Annotated in this window: 13 protein-coding genes; 5 read left to right on the top strand and 8 right to left on the bottom strand. The window is 40.8% G+C overall.

What is annotated here, in order from left to right:
• Positions 1 to 16: 16 nt before the first annotated feature.
• Positions 17 to 1390 carry a serine hydrolase gene (locus tag BMY70_RS12670; protein ID WP_090335576.1) on the bottom strand — a complete coding sequence of 458 codons (1374 nt, stop codon included), beginning with the start codon at positions 1388 to 1390 and terminating at the stop codon, positions 17 to 19.
• A 371-nt stretch (positions 1391 to 1761) separates the two neighbouring features.
• On the opposite strand from BMY70_RS12670, the gene BMY70_RS12675 reads away from it, so the two are divergent.
• The gene (locus tag BMY70_RS12675) at positions 1762 to 2235 is read left to right on the top strand and encodes a DUF7678 domain-containing protein (protein ID WP_229209592.1); all 474 of its coding nucleotides are present in this window, start codon (positions 1762 to 1764) and stop codon (positions 2233 to 2235) included.
• Positions 2236 to 2296: 61 nt separating this feature from the next.
• On the opposite strand, the gene BMY70_RS12680 is transcribed toward BMY70_RS12675, so the two are convergent.
• Together BMY70_RS12680 and BMY70_RS12685 are read right to left on the bottom strand one after the other, a co-directional pair.
• A complete protein-coding gene (locus tag BMY70_RS12680) occupies positions 2297 to 3076 on the bottom strand; it encodes a TspO-related membrane protein (protein ID WP_090335578.1) in 780 nt (259 codons plus the stop codon).
• A 50-nt stretch (positions 3077 to 3126) separates the two neighbouring features.
• Positions 3127 to 6369, bottom strand: coding sequence for a PAS domain-containing protein (locus BMY70_RS12685; RefSeq protein ID WP_090335579.1), 3243 nt, complete (start codon positions 6367 to 6369; stop codon positions 3127 to 3129).
• Positions 6370 to 6686: 317 nt separating this feature from the next.
• Between BMY70_RS12685 and BMY70_RS12690 the strand changes: the two genes are divergently transcribed.
• Complete coding sequence (locus BMY70_RS12690) at positions 6687 to 7565, top strand: sugar phosphate isomerase/epimerase family protein (RefSeq protein WP_090335580.1); 879 nt, start codon at positions 6687 to 6689, stop codon at positions 7563 to 7565.
• On the opposite strand, the gene BMY70_RS12695 is transcribed toward BMY70_RS12690, so the two are convergent.
• From BMY70_RS12695 to BMY70_RS12705, 3 genes are read right to left on the bottom strand one after another with little or no spacing between them, the layout of a single operon-like run.
• Positions 7562 to 8113 (bottom strand): P-loop NTPase family protein, encoded by a 552-nt coding sequence (locus BMY70_RS12695; protein WP_090335581.1) that lies wholly within the window; start codon positions 8111 to 8113, stop codon positions 7562 to 7564. The genes BMY70_RS12690 and BMY70_RS12695 overlap by 4 nt on opposite strands.
• Positions 8114 to 8135: 22 nt before the next feature.
• On the bottom strand, positions 8136 to 8888 hold the full coding sequence (locus BMY70_RS12700) for a LytR/AlgR family response regulator transcription factor (RefSeq protein WP_090335582.1): 753 nt from the start codon (positions 8886 to 8888) through the stop codon (positions 8136 to 8138).
• Positions 8885 to 11947 (bottom strand): ligand-binding sensor domain-containing protein, encoded by a 3063-nt coding sequence (locus tag BMY70_RS12705; protein ID WP_090335583.1) that lies wholly within the window; start codon positions 11945 to 11947, stop codon positions 8885 to 8887. The genes BMY70_RS12700 and BMY70_RS12705 overlap by 4 nt, the downstream gene beginning before the upstream one ends.
• 601 nt (positions 11948 to 12548) lie before the next feature.
• Here BMY70_RS12705 and BMY70_RS12710 point away from each other — a divergent pair.
• Positions 12549 to 12743, top strand: coding sequence for a hypothetical protein (locus BMY70_RS12710; RefSeq protein ID WP_090335584.1), 195 nt, complete (start codon positions 12549 to 12551; stop codon positions 12741 to 12743).
• 646 nt (positions 12744 to 13389) lie between these two features.
• Entirely contained in the window at positions 13390 to 14190 is an 801-nt protein-coding gene (locus tag BMY70_RS12715) for a pseudouridylate synthase (RefSeq protein ID WP_090335585.1), read from the top strand.
• 56 nt (positions 14191 to 14246) lie between these two features.
• Here the strand turns inward: BMY70_RS12715 and BMY70_RS12720 are convergent, their stop codons facing one another.
• Together BMY70_RS12720 and BMY70_RS12725 are read right to left on the bottom strand one after the other, a co-directional pair.
• Positions 14247 to 15173: an alpha/beta hydrolase gene (locus BMY70_RS12720; protein WP_090335586.1), complete on the bottom strand. Its 927-nt coding sequence runs from the start codon at positions 15171 to 15173 to the stop codon at positions 14247 to 14249.
• A 70-nt stretch (positions 15174 to 15243) separates the two neighbouring features.
• Positions 15244 to 16950: a hypothetical protein gene (locus tag BMY70_RS12725; protein WP_090335587.1), complete on the bottom strand. Its 1707-nt coding sequence runs from the start codon at positions 16948 to 16950 to the stop codon at positions 15244 to 15246.
• Between the two features lie 373 nt (positions 16951 to 17323).
• Between BMY70_RS12725 and BMY70_RS12730 the strand changes: the two genes are divergently transcribed.
• Positions 17324 to 18427: a helix-turn-helix transcriptional regulator gene (locus BMY70_RS12730; RefSeq protein ID WP_229209594.1), complete on the top strand. Its 1104-nt coding sequence runs from the start codon at positions 17324 to 17326 to the stop codon at positions 18425 to 18427.
• The last annotated feature ends 5 nt before the right edge of the window (positions 18428 to 18432 follow it).

Here is an 18432-nt window from a genome sequence, read left to right on the forward strand (position 1 = left end):
TCAGTATCAGATAAGACTAATAAGATTTTTTTGCAGAAATCTCCTGCCCATCCTGGTGTACAGTCAGTTTTTCAACGATTCCATCTTCGTTTTTTAGAAATTCCACAGAGGCTTCGACGTTACGAGAGAAAAATTTGGTTTCTGATTCGGGGATGATTGGTACCCACTTTTGGCCGGTAAGGCAGATAGAGAGCTGATCCCCGTCCAGTTTAACATGAAACTTGCTGCCAGGCGGCATGAAATTGGGGTTATTTACAATACTGAATGAGCCTACGTTTTCCTTCAACGTTTCCTTTGAAACTCGGACAGGCATTTTTACAGGATTCGTTCTGCGGGAAGGATTAAAAAAGTAAAGTCCCAGGTCATCCTGTGAAAGGCCTGAATTGTTGAAAATAATTATTGCTTTTTTAGTTTTTTTACTGAAACCTACAAAACTTCGATATCCGGCAGTTGCTCCGGAGTGAGTAATGATCTCGTCACCGTTTTCTGAAATTATGTGCCAGCCTAAGCCTATTTTCATTGTGCCCCAAATAGGCTGTACAGGTTGCTGGGTGAGCTCCATGCTTTTGTTTAGCGGATTACGTGTAGGTCCCATTTGCGCTTTAACAAACTTCAACATGTCTTCGCCGTTGGAATGAATGGCTCCGGCTCCGGCGAAGACGTCAAATTCCCAGTGAGGCATCCGTGTCGTGCCGGCGTGAGGACTGGTTAGCCAGGGACTTTTTTTGAGGATGGTAGTGGTTGCGCTCATTTTCAACGGATTGCAGATGATAGTTTGAAGCATATCCTCGTACCGGTTACCGGAAACTGTTGCAATGGTTTGGGCTAAAAGAGCCATTCCTAAATTTGAGTACTCATATTTGCCCTTCTCGCGAGTAAGCTTGTGTGACTGAAGAAAGCTGTATAGATCGTTGGCACTATAATCGGCATAAGGGTTCGTTGAATCTTTCGGACAAAAATTATCTGGCATCCTGGGTAGTCCGGATGTATGAGTCGCCAAATCTTTGAAAGTGATTTTTTGATTGTAAAATTCAGGTATTTTGACTGAGTCCGGAAAATAATCCTGAATGGGATCGTTTAATTTCAATTCGCCTTTATTGATCAAGTCGGCAAGTAGCAGTGTTGTAAAGGTTTTACTGATTGATCCGATCTCAAAAACTGATTTTTTAGTGATTGCACTTCTCCTAGTCGTATCGCTGTATCCATATACAAAATATTCTTCCCGGCCGTTTACCAAAAAAACGACGATCGTACCAACGGAAAATTTATTGTCGATCCGGTTTCTGACCTGATGTTTGATCACATTTTTTAATGTCTCATCAGAAGGATTGTCTTGCAGACAGGCGTTTGTCAGGCAAACGACAAGACCGATTAACAACAAATTTTTCATGGATAATAATGGAGGAGATTTATCGTCAATATAACAAGAATTATCCTCGTGAAAATGCGATTGGTACTTAATTAAGAATCTTTAAGACTATTGCATTTATTTCTTATGTTAAAGTTATCGATGGTACAAGGTGGGTAAATAACCTACGCAATGTTAAAAAATTTAAAGCATCCGCGTGAGCATAGTGATTATCCGCATCTTGAAAATGGCCGTTAAAGGGCTAATTTAGCAGATTTTAAGCCTGTTATACAGGTATTTATAATCGGTATAATTCCAAATTTTTAAACGGTGCCCAAAAACATTTAGATATGGATTGATTCTTTTCAGGGTGTATGTAAGTTTGATATGATTTAATTTAAATCGAAATGAGCATGCAAAAAACTTTTCGCAAAACTGTTGCTTTGACCGAAGCTCAGATAAAGCGCCTTCAGCAACTCAGCGAGCTGGATGGAAAAGATCCGTTGATACACGTAAGAACAGCAATAGATCAATATCTTAAAAAACAGAATTTTGATTTGTTGTTACCAAATCAGGAAAGCATTTCGGCCAAATTTACTGGTCGGGTGGAGGATGAGAATATTGCGCGGGCAATATGGGCGTCTGGTGTTGTAGACCGATACGAGTTTTCAGCACTGATACTTCACGAACCCACGAAATTGGGAATTGATAAAGGGCGGATTTCGAAATTATCTATCTGGGACCCGATCATTAAGGAAAATACAAAAAACTTCATCGACTCGTGTATTGTCAACTACGATCGTGGTTGGGATATACGGCCTAGCAAGATCGCTCAGCCTTATTTTGATGCAGTGAAATCGCTGTTGAACAGTTCCTTTTCCTTGTAATTTTTGGCAAAAAATATAGGACTGTGGCCCTGTCCACAGTCATTCAATACTTAGGCTCGATTTATTTTGAAAAGATAAAGGGATGCTTTCGGTTGAGATAACCGTGAACCGAAATATTGATAAGTATAATTGCCGTTGCGGAAAGAGCTGTATAAGCCACTGCATCAACATTGTTCCAATTAGCGACGGCGACTGCGGCCAGGCCCCAGGCGCCAACTGATGCGGCCTCCCGAAGATTTCTCTTCCAGATTAAGACCAGGTGAATCAAAGCAGCGGCGGAAATCATCATGATTGTCCATGTAATTGCCGATATACCGAACCCGTCCCATTTTATTTTAGTAAGATAGGCAGCTGTGTTTGCAATGATGGCGACTGTAATCCATCCAAAATACATGGCGAACGGCCACCACTCCAAAGCGACTTTCTTAAATGTAATAAGATCAAGTTCCATTCTTGTGCGAATGACTATTGAGGTAAGTGAGCTTAGCAAAATTGCCATAATGAAAACGGATAATCCGGTATAGTCGTAAAGCCACGCGATGATCCAAAGGCAGTTAGCAACACAGGAAATTACAAACATCCAACCAATCTTCGTAACCACAGAAGGAGCCGGGCCAGAACCGAACAGACCCCTGCTTTGATAGATAACGAAGGCCAACAAACCAATGTAGATAAGGCCCCAAATTGAGAAAGCGTATCCTGCGGGAGTGAAATAATTTTGATACTGCGCTGATACCGTAGCCATCGTACTATTGTTGAATATACCTGTGTTCGAAAGGTAATTCATTATAATAGTAATTATAAGTGCTATGATATTGGATACTTGAAGTGTTTTGGTCATTGGGTAAGAATTGTGTAAATTTTTTTTCTAACTTTTCAAGATACGAAATATCATGATGGTATTGGCAAAAAAACTGAAAACGTTGAACCTTCGTCGACCTGACTTTCTACTATAATCGTCCCCCCATGATTTGCCGCAACTTTTTCGCATATTGCCAGTCCAATTCCTGTTCCGGAATATTCGCTTCTTCCATGTAATCGTTGGAATAATTGGAATATTCGGTCGGCATAACTCTGATCAAATCCGATTCCATTATCGCTTATATTAATTTTAAAAAATGCTTTGACGGATCTTGGAGGAACAAAAGAAGATGGAAGGTCGATACTGGAAATGATATCTGCCGTAATCCTGATTTTTGGGACGATATCTTTTTTTCTGAACTTCAATGCATTACTTAACAGGTTTTGAAACAGCTGTCCCAATTGTGAACGGTCACCGGTTACCTTAGGCAACTCATCCATTTCAATTACCGCACCGGTTTCCTGAATTAACAATTCCAGATCTGTAAAGACAGACTTCATAACGACATTTAGGTTGACCAGCTCTAGTCGATCGCTTTTACTTGAGATACGCGAGAACATGAGCAAATCCTCAATAAGGTTTGACATTCTTTTCGCAGCCGTTTGCATACGTTGCAGGTAGTTGACGCCGTCGCCCAATTCAGATGAATAACGGCTTGTGATTATATTTCCGAAGGACTGGATTTTTCTTAAAGGCTCCTGCAAGTCATGGGACGCAACATAAGCAAATTGCTGTAAGTTTTCATTTGATTGAATCAGCAGGTTATTCGACTCTGAAAGCTCCTCATTAATAGCTGCGTATTCTTCATTAATCGAAGCAAGTTCTTCGTTCATCGCCGCGAGCTCCTCTGTGCGTTCCTGAACCTGTAATTCGAGAGCAAGCTTTACCTGACGTTGAACGGTAACATCCTGCACAGTACCCGTAATCTTTGATGCCTTACCGTTTTCGTTTCGATAAACTTTTCCCTGAGCATGAACAATGCGCTCAAATCCACCTGCCTGGAGTGTATACTCGACATCAAAAACGCCATCGGAATCTGGTCTAATGGACTTCTTAAAATCTTCTTGAATTTTTAACAATTCTAGCGGTGAAACGGACTTGTTTAGTTTTTCGAATGTAATTTCTTCATGATCACCAATGCCAAACCACTGTCGTAAGCGTGGTGAAAAATCAAAAGTTTGGGAAATAAAATCGATCTGCCAGGTACCCAGGTCAGCCAGCTCAATGGCACCACGGAGTGCGCTTTCAGCCTCTTCAATTTTTCTTCTGGAAAGAACCTGTTGGGTTATATCAGTCGCTACAACAAGTACGCCGGAAATATTTCCTTCCATATCGCGCTGAGGCTGGTAAGAAAGATCAACGTAAATTTTTTGCATTTCCCCATTCTGAATAATGTCCACTGACTGTTCAGGAGAGATAAACGGATTTCCTGTTGTAATCACTTCCTTTAAGAGATGATCAAAGCCTTGTCCGTCAAGTTCAGGTATTGCCTCGAGTAATGACTTTCCTACGAGCTGTTCCGGGAGCCTTCCGACGAGCTGACCGTAAAACGGATTAGCCATTTTGAAAACCAGGTTATCCTTGCTGATCATTGCAATCGCTACCGGCGACTGTTCAAATAGTTCGAGAAGCTGTAACTGGCTTTGTTCGATTTCCATTTGTGCAAGAACTCTGTCAGTTACGTCGATAGCAATGTCGAGAATTGCATAAACTTTTCCTTCGTTATCAAAAATAGGGGTATAGGTGATATTGTAAAAATTATGCGTCATGACACCATTGCGAACAATGTCAACCTGAGTGCCGAAACTTTGATACATTTTTCCACTGGTAAATACGTCATCCAGGATTTGTAAAAACGCCTGACTTTCCAATTCCGGCATAACTTCACGCAAAGGTTTTCCAGCTATATCAGGTCCTTTGCCCACGATGTCTATAAAAGATTGGTTTGGCATTTCGACGATCAGCTCTCTTCCAACGAAAAGTCCCATGGCGGCAGGGGCCGCGGAAATTACCGATCTTAACCGGGCTTCGCTTTCAGCAAGCGCTTTCTGAGCTAAAACCTCCGCTGTAACATCCAGAGACATGTCGATGATCGCGTAAACCTGACCCTCTTTATTAAATAATGGTTTATAGGTAAAATTAAAATAATATGTCCTCATCTCGCCATCAACTATAATGTCAACGGGAGCATTTGTCGAGCTGAAAGTTTCCCCTGTGGTTAAGAGATTGTCGAGAATTTGAAGGAACGGTTGTCCAACCAATTCAGGAAATGCTTCCCGAAGTGGCTTACCGATCACGGAAGCATCTTTTGCCCAATATTCGATCATCGGCTCATTCGCAAGCTCTACCACCATATCTTTTCCGGTAAAGACACTGATACCAACAGGAACTTCTTCGATGAGCGAACGGAATTTTTCTTCACTTGTTTCCAGTTGTTTCTGGGTTTTCAGGCGCTCTGTCACATCGGTAGCAACGGCAATAATCCCAGTTACGACCCCCGCTTCATTTAGAACAGGTGCATATATAAAATCGAAATAGGCATCTGCTGCTGTTTCGTTTTCGCTCTTTGAAAGTTGGACGGCATTTATAATATAGGACTCCCCAGTATCAAGAATTTCCTGTAATCGCTGCTTTGAATACTGAAAACTATTCTCGGATATTACGTCATAAAAGCTGTTTCCGACTATTGACGCATCTTGCTCCCAAATTTTAAACATTCTGGAATTTGCAAACTCAATAGTCATGTGCGGCCCACTCAGAAACGCGATGGCAAGCGGAGCCTGCTCACTAATCGCTTTGAATTTTTCGGCTTGCTGTAGCGCCTTATTTCTCTCATCCGTTTTGGATGGAATGTCCGGCGCATCATTTTCTACGCATTCGTCCTGAAATGAAATAAATGTCCCCGCAAATGATACAGCCTTTCCATTGGCGTTTGTTGTAGATTTCCCCCTGCATATAACAGATTGTACATCTCCATTGTAAGGTAAAAGGCGTAATAAGATTGAGAAATTTTGTCTGGTCGTCGCACTCTGACGCAGCGCACTTTCAAATTTTAGAATATCTTCCGAATGAAAAAGATTCAGGAGCGTATCATAACTTATTTGATAGTCGCCGGGAAATCTGAGAAGTGCCTTGCTTATTTTGGAAAGGTACGCGGTTCTATTATCTAAATCGATATTCCAAAAACCTACTCCCGACGCTTCAAGGATTAGGTTAAGTTGTTGTTGTTCACTTATTAAATTTGAACCAAAGGGCTGGGATCCGCCTTCCATAGCTAAAATTTAGGTTAATATATTTTGAGGATTTCAAATTTTCTTTTCCAAACTGCTACAAATAAGCAATGCAGGCTGAAATGAGAATTTCGTGCCAGCTGAATATTCAGAAAAATCCCGGATTTCTATGCAGAAATTGTGTACGAAGAACCCAGAATTGTGTTTTTATCACACACCCTTTTCGGTAATTTGCTTTTCCCTGATAGCACAACATGTCACAAAAGCATGCGTGATGATAAGAATTAAGGCATTTGTGGAGTATATCGTTAGCATATCGTCTTTCTAACTTTATATAGCGAAACTAATTAGTAGATGAGATGCTTCTGGATAGAAAAACTTTTTTGAAAGACCTGTCATTGCTGGCTGGGGTAGGCTTGATTTCGGGCGGTGTAAGCGCTGATACAATTTTCAGATTCAGGGCGAATTTTCAGCTTGGGTTTGTAACGTACCTCTGGGGAAAAGATTGGGATGTGAAAACGATAATCAAAAACTGCACAGCGACGAATATCCACGGGGTGGAGCTGAGAGTGGAACACGCCCATAAGGTTATGGCTGAACTGACTGCAAGGGAAAGAGCCGAGGTAAAGAAAAGATTTGGCGACAGTCCGGTGAAAATTATCGGACTCGGGACGAATCAGCAATATGATTATCCGGATGCTGGAAAATTGAAGTCTTCCATGGAAAGAACAAAAGAATTTATCAGGCTGAGTGCCGATGTGGGTGGTTCAGGTGTTAAAGTTAAACCCAATGCGCTGCATAAAGAAGTTGCAGTTGAAAAAACGCTTGAACAAATCGGGCAGTCGCTGCATGAACTTGCAGAATACGCGGCCGGTTTGGGCCAGCAGTTACGTCTGGAAGTGCATGGAGAGGAAACGCAGGAGTTGCCCAATATAAAGAAGATCATGGAGTATGCGAATCATCCGAATGCCAGGATCTGCTGGAATTGTAACCCTCAGGATTTGAACGGGCAGGGATTTCAATCGAATTTCGACCTTGTAAAACAATATTTTGGAGATACAATACATGTCCGCGAACTAGACAGGACGGATTATCCCTACAAAGAGCTTTTGTCGAATCTAGGTAAAATGGATTACAAGGGCTGGGTTCTACTCGAGTGCCATACGAATCCTGAGGATAAAGTCAAGTCGATGATGGAGCAGCGCAAAGTTTTTGACAGGATGATAGCCGAGGTTTAGCCCAATTGTTCTGTTTCTCTGATTTTATCCATAAGTAATTCTATTCGGAGTGCAACAGAAGTATCGCCCTCTATTCTTAATATGGGGATTTGCAGTTGATTAATCCAACGATTATGAAGGGCGAGACTTCTGCTTTTAAAATTCGGGTCGTCGTACCCGGCAGCCCAGTTTAGAAATTCTTCGCATTTTGTTTTGTAATGCTGATCAGTTATCAAAAGATCACCATAACGCTCTTGCTCACGAGTCCGAAGCCGATTTAATCTTATCTCCGAAGGAATCCATAGGAAAACAGCCAGATCGAAAATTTTCATAAATCGGTCATCCCAGCCAAAAACCGGACCGGACACCAAAACATTATCCTGTTTACCTAAGTCTTCAAGAAATGCTGAATTTCGACGGTCCGGGTGCTGTTTTTCAGTGAAAGGATGCGCGGTTTTCAACCAATAATATTCATCGGAATCCAGGTGACGATAACCAATAACAGGAGCTAATTCGCTCGCTAACATAGTTGTTCCCGAGCCCGAAGCTCCAAAAATGATAATTTTCATTCAGCAAAAATAGCAGGGAGTTTTATTTTACGCCCAGTCTGTTCAGTAAGTGTTCTTTTTTGGAACGCGCAACGCTCAAACTATCACCATTGGACATTATAATAAACAGCCCGTCACCTTTTTTGAGCTGACGGACATGAGATAAATTCACAATGCTGGAATGGTGAATTCTTTCAAAAATCCGTGGCGGCAGCATGATTTCGGTTTCACCCAACGCTTTCGAAATCAATATCTTTCTGTCGTTTGTGAGGTATACGTTTGTATAGGCACCTTCCGCTTTACAATAACAAATTTCCGATGGACTAACAAAAATATATCCATGGCGGTCGGGGAGAGCTATACGCTGATCTTCCTCGTCAAGATCATTGTTGGAAATTAAATTCCCAATTCTGGGATTCTCGACTACATGGTTACTCAACTGTTTTTCCACACGTTCAACTGCCTCCGCCAGCTCGGAGCCGTCGATCGGTTTCATCAGATAATCAATGGCACTGGCGCGCATGGCCCTCAGCACAAACTGATCATATGCGGTGGTGAAAATGAGTTGAAAATCCCGGGGAGCAGTTAGTTTGTCAAGCATTTCAAAGCCGTTCATCACGGGCATCTCTACATCCAGAAATACAAGCTCCGGTTTAAATTTTTTAATTGCAGAAATTCCTTCTTCTCCTGACTGGCAGGTAGTTAAGACTTTAAGCTGCGGGCAAAACAGTTCAATGTCGTTGAGGAGGGCTTTAATACAATGGGTTTCGTCATCGATAATAATTGTGGAGATCATAAAGTTGGGTTAAATGTCAGTATTACAGAGGTTCCCGAGGGGTTTTGACTGTCATCGGTTTTGTCAATAATGTTGATACTAAAATTATTCCTGTTCAAGGCGTTATGCATATTTAACCGGGTTTCAACGAGTAAGGTACCTTTGGAGATATGATGCGGTTTTCTTAGTTCGCGATCCTTGTTGGCTTTATGTCTGCCAATTCCATCATCATCAATAGAGCAAATGACATCGTCCTGCTGCTTAGTGACGCTAACTATTATTTTGCCCTTGCCAGGGCGCGGTAAAATTCCATGAATGATAGCGTTTTCAATAAAAGGCTGTAAAATCAGGGGAGGTACCATAATCCTGTGCAAATCGACGCCGGGATCGATTAAAAAGCCATAGGTTATCCGGTCGGCAAACCGAAGTGTTTCGAGCTGAAGATAAAGCTGGCAAGTGGTGATTTCGTCATGCAAGGTGATTTCCCGCTGGCTATTGTAGAGCTGGTTTCGAATAAGTTTTGCAAAGGTGGTCAGGTAGGTCACCGCATTTTTTTTATCATCCTCCTGAATCAGCGCCTTGATAGAATTCAGGCAATTAAATATAAAATGAGGATTCATCTGAGATCTCATAGCCTGCGCTTCGAGTTCCATCGATTCCCTCTCAAACGCGATCTTTTCCAAATCCTTTGTTCTGATATTTCGAATACGTCTTTTTATCAGATAATAAACCAGGCCACCTGCCAGTAACAGACAGAGCGTAATAAACCATAAGGTCTTCCAAAATGGAGGTGTTATAATTATTCTTAGGGATTTTACATAACCGCTCCATACCCCGGCGGTATTGGATGCGTTAATTTTCAAGGTATAAGACCCTGGCGGGATTGTGGTGTAGGTGGCAACATTATCAGTCCCCGCCGTGACCCATCCTTCATCCAGGCCCTTCAGCATGTATCGGTATTGCAGTTTTTCAGGGATGTTGAACTGGAGTGCAGAAAATTCGAAAGCAAGAAAGTTCTTATCGTAAGGAAGCACGATCGCTTCAACATCGTTGATTGCGCCGGTCAATGGTGAGTCCGGGTCATTTAACGAACTATTTCGGTTGTTGATTTTAACATTTGTCAGTGCGATATGGGGTTCATAAGTATCGTCCACCAAGCTTTCAGGATTAAAAACAGTATATCCTTCCGTGCCGCCAAATGCCATTTGGTTGTCAGGCAAGCTGAAATAGTGAAATCTGTTGAATTCATCGACCGGAATTTCACCCTTGGTTACGTAGCTTCTTATTTTCCCTGTTTGGGGATTAATTGAAAACACACCCTTATTGCTGCTGCACCATAACAATCCATTTTTGTCTGGCAGTATCGAGTAAACTGTATTGTTCGGAAGGCCTGTTTTTTTTGTATAATAGCTGCAAACGTTATTTTTTTTATTAAATCGAATAAGCCCGTCAGAATAAGTCCCAAGCCACAAGACATCCCGGTCCAAAGGATCCTGGCAAACGGCCATCAATTGTCTTATCGGTAAGTTATTAAAATAGTGAATTACGCTTTTGTTGTTTTGATCATACCTTATTAACCCAAGTGAGCTGCTTATCCAGAAAATATGTTCATCATCAATTACAAATCCGTTTACTTCGTTGAGTTTGTTCTTATCATAGCGATGCCGAATGGCTTCAAAGGTATGCGCAGTGTAGGTTCTGGTATCAAAAAAAACTGGTCTTAAAGCATTGTCGATACCCCATAGTTTCCCTGATTTACTAACAGCCAGTGCATTAATACCAACATGAGGATGTTGACTTTCTGTGCCGTATCGCCATTTCGGGCGCTGTAATTTTCCATTCTGAAAGTAAATCAGATTAGGTTTTTCAACCGAATCTGCACCAGCTTTCGTCATCCAGATTTTTCCGTCATTTCCCGTTGTCCATCTGAAAAAATAGGTGCTTATGCCATGCAGGAACGTGTGCTTGATTTCTTCTGCTGAGATTTTAAGTTTTTCAAGAATCTGCTCGTGAAAAGAGGCTGTATAAGATAGCTTGGGAATCTGTGTTAAATAAAGATCATATTGCCTTACCCCATATCCGTTGGTACCAGCCCAGAGCACGTCCGATTTGTCCAGAAGCATGGAAATATTTTTTGTATCCGGCGTGGTTTCAGCCGTAAACCGGGAAAGCCTGTTGGCAGAGTCCAAGCGAAAAATCATATTGGCGTAACCCAGAAAAATGTTTTCTGACTTATCCATGACCAGCGGTGGAACAATGTAGTGCTGTTGTTTGGGAAGGTCAATAACGGTAAAATCATTTTTCAGTGAATCGTAAAGGATCAGTTGCTCTTCATCCGGAATTATTAATTGACCATTTTTGCGTACCAAAGGAGAATTGTCTTTCCAGCTGCGTTTAGGATTAAAAAGACCAGATTTGTTGAAAGTAAGATTTACAGTTTTTAAAATTTTTCCGTCCGGGCGCATGTAAACCAGCGCGTGGCTGGTAATCAGGATAATATTTTGGTTTGCCCAGGTGATTCCGGTAATGAAGGTCGGCGATAATCCCTTCAATAGTTGGTCAGACCGGAAGGCTGTAACCTTTTTTTGAAGAAAATTGACCGTATAGACAACGCCGTCGCGGCCTAAGATCCAATACACACTATCCGAAATTTGTATGATAGACCTACCGGATTTACTCTTGTCGCGGAGCAGTTGAAAATTTTTGTCTGCCGTTAATCTGGTAATCTTTTCTGTATCCGTGTCGACGACATCCCAATCTCCCTGTTCATAACAAACCCAAAGTCTGCCTGAGCGATCCAGAAACAAATTTGTGATAATATTGGAAGAAAGCGTGTAGGAGCTATTTTCGCCTTCTCTGAATACTTTAAATTTCTTTCCGTCATACCTGGACAGTCCGTCACGAGTGGCGAGCCAAACAAAATCTTTTCTATCCTGGATAATCCCGCTCACATAAGATTGTGGTAATCCATCAGAAACATTCAGGCTTTTAAAGGTATCACCCAATTCCTGGCCTGACAAAATCAGTGGGCAGAAAATCAGCAAAATGACCGGAGAGAATAATTTTATAAGGGCCTTCATCGAGGTAAAAATAAACGATTAACCTATCAAACCGAAGTTCAGGTTGTGTTTTTTCAATTTTATGTAATTAATGGAACTTCATTTAATAAAAATATCTTTTCATGCACTGCGAACAGCTTTGAAGTGTGCGATTGATTTAGTTTGGCCGCTGAAAGAGTTGAAGGTAAGATGGGGATATTTTATTCTGGAAAACTGATCACAAATTCACCTGGCTACTGCTAGAAATATACAAATACTTAACATTTTTAGCATTTGTGATTTCCAACTGTGAACTCAAACCTTCAAATCAGCACCTGGGCCTTACCAACCATATAATTGAAAAAGAAAAGAAATTCACGCTGTATATATTTGTATACATTGAACGCAACCCGAAAAAACTTGAAAAGTCATAATTTTTAACCTAACAGTACTTTTTACATTTGGTAAAGTAACTTTCCCTCTACGTCATGCCCGGCAGTTTTAACAGACACTGCCGGGTCTTGTTTATTTGCTTAAAGACGAAATAGAGAATTTGCACATACTGTTTCGACGGCTTCTGTGGCAAATCAGCTTTACCTGGTGTTAAACGCGATATTCAAAACGAAATCAACAATCGGAACGTATGAAAACAAACCAGGAAATAGCTGAGGAAATTAACAGATTGATGAGTTTATACATAAATGAGGTTGAATCCTCCAATTTGAAACCGTTAACTGCAAATATGTACATTACCCACACGCAAAATTTTATCCGCTGGATCGAAGGCGATTTTAATCCGGGTGAACGTGCGAGTAAAAAAAACAGCAAGGCGGACTAAAACAGCGCTGTCGGCGCATGTTTATTTTCAGAATTCAAGAGTCTGGTCAGAAAATTCTCTTCTGCGTTCATAAAAAAGGCGGTCATAATTGACCGCCAAATAATCTGCAACAAGAGGTTGGCGCTTTGAGCGATCACATTCTTGTGGTCAAGGACCAATCTATGCAGGAAAAGCCTGCTATTTGCATTGCGTTCATTCTTTTAATTCATGGAAAACAGCAAGTCGAAAGATACTTGTGGCAGAGTTGCCTCTACGATCCACTTTTAGTGGCTCCAATAAAAGAATGAAAGAGATTACCATGACAAAGTTAAGGCAAAGATCCGAAAGATGGTTGTCGGAGCACTAACTTTTACATTTCCTGTTTAGAAAAAATACTCTTATCGTTCGGGTATGCTCAGTTCATAAAAAACTATCATTAGTATTTTAACAACGAAGACTAGGACTTATTTTATTATCATTTTAAAATTCTGTTTGGGAGAATTAACTTTACTGCTGACCGGATAATCTTTTGATTTACATCTGTTTAGTTCAGAAGTCTGAATTTGATTGCTAAAATTAAACACCCGTTCATTTAAATAACTAACCATTTCTTGATCGCGTTAAGTTTTATAATTTACCTGACGTATTGAGTAGTAATAATACGTTTTTGGCGAATTCTTCCTTTTCTACGAATCATTTTTTTACCCCTTTTGAGGAATCAATCGATTCCTACGCCATTCCTGCCCGATTCACTTTTCCCTTCGATTACGAACCTCACCCATTATGTATACTGGCAACTCAAAAATTACAATCTTATCTTGAAACGCAACAAGATTTGAATCATAATTTCGGCCTTTCAAAAGTAGATGGAGCCATTATCGGTAAGATGTTTGGCGTCCTGGTAGTGGAAACGCAAGACGGGGAGATTGGCTATTTATCTGCGTTTTCAGGTAAGCTTGCTGGCGAAAATCATCATACCGGGTTTGTGCCGCCAATTTTTGATGGCACCGAAGATGGTGGTTTCGTGAATATCGGCATGCTTGAGCTTTCCCGGATCTCCCGTGAAATAAAGGAACTGGAAATAAATTCGCAGGAAGATGTCAACGAGGTAATCGAGGTTTTAAAAAGTTACCGGAAGGCTTTTTCAATATCCTTGCAAAACGAAATTTTTGATCAGTACCATTTTCTTAACAAAAATGGTGAAGAAATGAGTTTGAGGAAGATATTTGAAAAGGCCGCGTATAAAAATCCGCCGGCAGGAGCGGGAGAGTGTGCCGCTCCGAAACTGTTGCAATATGCTTTTGGGAATAACATGAAACCTTTGGCGATGGCAGAATTTTGGTGGGGACTTTCACCAAAGTCGACGCAATGGAAACATCGAAGTTTTTATCCGGCTTGCCGTGAAAAATGTGAGCCGATTTTAGCTCACATGCTTGAAGGAATGGACCTGGATGAAAAGTTACAGTGATCTTTCGATTAAATTCATAATGATTTTTCGATGGTGTGATAGTAGAAGACAGCTTGCTAATCGATCCAGCTTTTGCAGGATGAAAGAAATTCGGCTTGCTGGTCTATAAATAAAGTGTGAGCGCAATTTTCGAGATATTTGATGTGACCCTTACCAGCTATTCGTTCAAGGTCCCAGATCTGTTTTTGAGAATAAAGTCCATCCTGTTTTCCATAAAGACCGAAGATTTTTATACCAGCTTTTTTCAAATCCTTTATAATTGGCTGAATGTCGATGTTTTTCAATTTTTCATTTTTCCAAAATGTAGGAACTGCGTTTTCATTTTTGATATAATTTTGGATTAGCGGGTTGGTGTCATAGGTTGCATATATCTGACGAGCTAAAGCATTGGGGCTGGCAAGCTTGAAGAAGCCATTTTCTGAGGCGTGTTTGAAGCAAGCAGTCCTGTATTCTAATGAATTTTTGTCCATATTTTCAATTTCAGCAATTTGTTTGACACGAATACTGTCATTTTGCTTCTTATAAATCGCAAGAACATTTGCAAGTATATTATCATAAGATTGCTGCTGATTAATCAGTGCGCTGACGAGTGTGACAGATTTTACTTTCTCAGGAAATTTTTGTGCAAACTGAGCAGTAACCAGGCCGCCGAAGCTGAAAGCAATCAGATTTGCCTTTTTGAGATCGTAAATTTTGTATATATCCGCCAAATCCTGAATCGCCTCTTGGAAATTCATTTTTGCATTTTTATCAACTGAACGACCATCTCCGCGCCGATCGTAAATGATAACGTAAAAACCTTGATCGGCGAGCTTTTGTGCTGTTGTTGCTTCAAAATATACAGAACTGTTCCCTGGCCCACCATGCAGAAAGATTACAGGTTTATCATGTTTATTCCCGAAGGCTTTTGAATATATTTTTCCGGCGTAACAAAGATTATTTAATAACAAAAGGATGTATGCTATTATTAGTTTTTTTCTCATGCAATTATATCGTTTCGACTATCGTCAAAGATAGACCAGAACCTTCGACGTCACAACAGGTTATAAAAAATCAATATAATCTGAGCAAATGGCGAAACGGCGTAAACCCGGTCAGGTACACAGTAGGGGCGTCAACAGGAGGCAAAGCCCCACGCAACGCTGTGTTTTTGTGCAACGCTATTCCCGGGCCAAATGCGATCGTGTTTTTGTCATATGTGTAACTCCCGTGATTTTCTTTCAGCAGCCAGGAATCTACTGAATTTTCTAGTTTTGTTAGACCGGCAAACTTGCCGCCCTGGCGAAATATTAACTCCCAGGCCACGGGCACACGTTCTGTACCGGTTGTAACGATTTCAATTTCCATTCCGCCCTCGATTTCCTTTATGAATATTTTTGTTTCAAGAATTTGGATTTCACTCTGTCGGCGATCGCTTTTCGGCATTTTTTCCCAATCTCCGTCCTGCGAGATTTTTTCTTTTGAAATAGGTTGAAAATAGGATCCTTGCAGCCGCTGAACTAACACCCAGCCATGATCTGTTTTTTTTAGGGCATCTGTTTGAAATTGTCCTTTCCCGAAGAAAGAGGAGGCAAAACGCATACCCTGAAGCACCGCATCACCTTTCATAAAAGTGAACCAGACAGGATTTTTTGCGATTAGTGTACTATCCCAATTTTCCCGTCTGACACGAACGATCCCTGAGTTCGGGAAAGCTTTTACATAGGTAACTGGCAGTTTGTCTGATATGGGCGGCGGACGCCAGAGTGATACATCGGTCAGGAAATAATCGAGAAATCCTGAGATTTTATTGCCAGCTGTTTTTTCAATTAAGTTACACATGCCCGCATAAATGCCATTCTGATCATGAATTGCCATATATCGATAGGGATAATAGTAATTTTCCATGGTTCCCACGATCGCTTTATCTTGCCTGCCGGATGCATCTGTAACGATTTCCCCGTTTGGATGCACATAATACAAAGTCATATCGAGATTCCTGCGTACAAAATCGAGAAGGGCAGGCTTATTAAATCCATTAGCTATCGTGATAAGCAGCCGATCCGATAAGGATGAATAGATAAAAGTGCTCTTTTCATTAAATTGGCCATCATCGTCCATATCGATGTGCTCACTTAACCAATTCTCGGCCCTTGCCTTATACTTCGGATCTGGCCAAAGTTTATAGAGTCTGGCCAGAGCAGCACAAACGACCCAGCGATGGTTTGGCGTATGAATTCCTCCGGTAGACAATGCTTCACCGGCCCTGATCAAAAACGACTTCAAATTGTCAAGCATTTTTTCTTTCGCCGGCGTGTCAGATTTCTCAATTAATGTATACGCCATCGTCAGTCTTTTCACAAGAAAACCAGTGTCGGGAGTTGAATGAAAATTTGTAGATAATAGATCTATTGTGCCATCTGAATGTTGCGTTTTAACCAGATAATTTGCCGCAGAATTCATGTCGTTAAGTAATTCTCCTGAGCGGTAAAACTGAGAGCGTGGAGAAGAAAGCGAACATGCGCCCCACTGGATCAAGGCCGCTGTACTATGTGGATTAAGGATGTCGAAGTTATCTTTTAAGCCGCCGAAATCTTTACTTTCCGAATCCTTTACCTGAAAGCTTCGGAGATTTTCGACGCCTATGTCATTTAATTTAACTAAATTAATTAGCCAATCCGGCATCACTTCCACAGCCTTCAAAGTAATATTTGAAAAGTCTGTTAAGGGTGCTACGCATAATGCAGCAGCCGTTTTTTTGACAAATTCCCGTCGTTCCATCGCAAATAGTTTAAGGTAAATATCAAAGAAAAAATATTCCTTTCTATACTTTTCTTTACGGGCGCGTAACGTAACAGATTGTAAAGAGATTTACCTTAAAGTATAGATATTAATTAATGGCCCGACGAGGTGACGTCAGGCCATTTGATCAAGGTTACGATATCTCCGGACTGTGCCGGCTGCTCAAAATATCTTCGTTTAAGGTAAACGAGTTCTTATCAGTTTTATTTAGCTCTATCAATTTTACCAGCATAAGCGAAGGCAGACTTCTAGCAAATATTTCAAAAATTAGAGAAACTCTTTTTTTGGTATTCCAGCTTTTTATCGTCGAATTGTTTGGAGTTAGTCTAAATAGTAATTTGATTTGCAAAATATGGGCGGAACAACTGAAACAGCAATTGGAAAAGGAACGATTATGAAAACTGGGAGAGTGTTTTCGAAGGCAGTTGAGCTGACATGGGAAGGCTCTCAAAGCTGGAAGTATCCTGATTTTGCATTATTGGAAAAAGATCAGATAATCGAAAACCGGCTGGAATTTGATAATGAATTTATGGCGGGCTCCGGACGTGAAATTCTTCTTGAAGGCGTTTACATTTGGTACGGCAATTTTAAAGTGAGTTCCAAAAAACCATTAATGATCAATACCTCCGCCTCGCATATTCAGATGAATTTCTGTCTGCAGAATATAACCACATACTATTCTGAATCTTTCTCCAAACCCTTTGTTCGATTTAAACCTTATCAGCATAACCTTGTACTATTGCCGCAAAGGAAAATGGTAGTTCAGTGGGAGCCCCGCATGGAAAGCGAGGTGTTTTCGATTAATATTGCTCCTGAATTTTTCTTTGGTAATCTTCCGGAAACACATCGGCTTTATAAACATTTCAAAGAAGGAATTGAGGAAGTTTTACCCGCGTTTTTGAGCCTGAGAAATCTGCCGGTCACTCCTAAAATGATCTCTGCCTTATTTGAAATATTAAATTGTGAATATTCCGGTTATCATAAAAATCTTTTCGTGAAAGCAAAAGTAATTGAATTGCTTGCAATGCAGTTTGAGCAATATGAAGAATTGCCTTTGCCAGACATTACATCATCACTCAAAGAGGAAGACATTGCCAGGATGCACCTTGCGAAAGAAATTCTGGTAGAAAATCTGGAATCGCCTCCATCGATAAAGGATCTTGCGCATCGGGTCGGCACCAATGAATACAATTTGAAGAAATATTTCAAAGAGGTTTTCGGAACTACTGTTTTTGGATATCTGCACGATTTCAGAATGGAACGGTCTAAACTGGAGCTCTCCATCGACGGCAGTAAGATATCAGATGTCGCGCAGCGGATGGGCTATAAACATGCCACGCATTTTACTGCGGCGTTCAAAAAATATTATGGATTTTTACCGAATAAAATGCGTTGGGGGTTACTGCAATTACTGAATTTTTCAGGTTACGCGTTTGAACTGATGAATGTAATCTGATATAA

It is taken from the genome of Dyadobacter koreensis, assembly GCF_900108855.1.
GTDB lineage: Bacteria > Bacteroidota > Bacteroidia > Cytophagales > Spirosomataceae > Dyadobacter > Dyadobacter koreensis.